The following is a 1,468-nucleotide window of genomic DNA, read 5'->3' on the forward strand; positions in this document are numbered from 1 at the left end:
GGGAGAGTCCCCTGGGGTGGTGGGAATCGGGTGAGACCCTGACCTGCAGGATCGGCCGCGTGTCGGTCCCGTAGCAAGGACGGGCCATCGCGTAGAGGTGAACGAGTTACCGACCAAAGTGACTCGACACGAAGGACCACGCGATGACCCATGAGCATTCTGCACTGCTGGCCCGCCTCGACGCCCTCAAGGGCGCCGACGTGGCGTCCGTGTTCGCCGAACTGATCCGCGCCGGCCTGCAGGAACTGATCGAGGCCGAGGCCACCGAGACCCTCGGTGCTGGCCGCTACGAACGCACCGAGGGCCGGACCACCCACCGCAACGGCCACCGGTCGAAGACGGTGTCGACAACCAGCGGCGACGTCGAACTGAAGATCCCCAAGCTCCGGGCAGGGTCGTTCTTCCCATCGCTGCTCGAACGCCGCCGCCGGATCGACAAGGCCCTGCACGCGGTGATCATGGAGGCCTATGTGCACGGCGTCTCCACCCGCAGCGTCGACGACCTCGTCGCCGCGCTCGGCGTCACCTCGGGGATCTCGAAGTCGGAAGTCTCCCGCATCTGCGCTGGCCTCGACGCGGAGGTGGCCCGGTTCCGGGAACGCACGCTGACGCACACCACCTTCCCCTACGTCTACCTGGACGCGACCTATTGCAAGGTGCGGGTCGGGGCGCACGTGGTCTCCCAGGCCCTCGTCGTCGCGACCGGGGTGTCGATCGACGGCACCCGCGAGGTCCTCGGGACCGCGGTCGGCGACAGCGAGTCGTTCGAGTTCTGGCGCGAGTTCGTCGCCAGCCTCAAGGCCCGTGGCCTGTCGGGGGTGCACCTGGTCGTCTCCGACGCCCACGCAGGGTTGAAAGCCGCTGTCACGCAACAGTTCACGGGCGCATCGTGGCAGCGGTGCCGGGTGCACTTCATGCGCAACCTGCAGGGTGCGGTCGCATCGAAGCACGTGCCGCCGGTGATGGCGGCGGTCAAGACGATCTTCGCGCACACTGACCCGGTCGAGGTCGCGGCGCAGTGGGACCAGGTCGTCGACACCCTCACCGCCTCGTTCCCGAAGGTGGCGGCGATGATGGAGGCGGCGAAGCACGACGTGCTGGCGTTCACGGCGTTCCCGCGGGCGCACTGGCAGAAGATCTGGTCGAACAATCCGATCGAGCGGTTGAACAAGGAGATCAAGCGCCGCGCCGATGTCGTGGAGATCTTCCCGAACCCGGCCGCGTTCCTGCGTCTGGCAACGGCGGTGGTGATCGAACAGCACGACGAGTGGCAGGTCACCCGCCGCTATGTCTCCGATGTCTCCATGGACGAGTTGCGGGCGGTGATCGCCGCGAAGGAACACGCCGCCACCGAACCCGCCCGGACGGCACTGGAGGCCGTCGAAATCAGCTAGCATTCAGCATGACTCGTTGATCACTACGCGATCTCGCGCCTGATCCGAAGTCCACCACTTCACGGGGCTCTGTC

Annotated in this window: 1 protein-coding gene; it reads left to right on the top strand. The window is 67.0% G+C overall.

What is annotated here, in order from left to right; genetic code table 11:
- Positions 1 to 143: 143 nt before the first annotated feature.
- Positions 144 to 1,394 (top strand): IS256 family transposase, encoded by a 1,251-nt coding sequence (locus tag ACFWQG_RS20285; RefSeq protein WP_378509452.1) that lies wholly within the window; start codon positions 144 to 146, stop codon positions 1,392 to 1,394.
- Positions 1,395 to 1,468: the final 74 nt, after the last annotated feature.

Source organism: Rhodococcus sp. NPDC058532, from assembly GCF_042719255.1.
Classification (GTDB): Bacteria; Actinomycetota; Actinomycetes; order Mycobacteriales; family Mycobacteriaceae; genus Rhodococcus_G.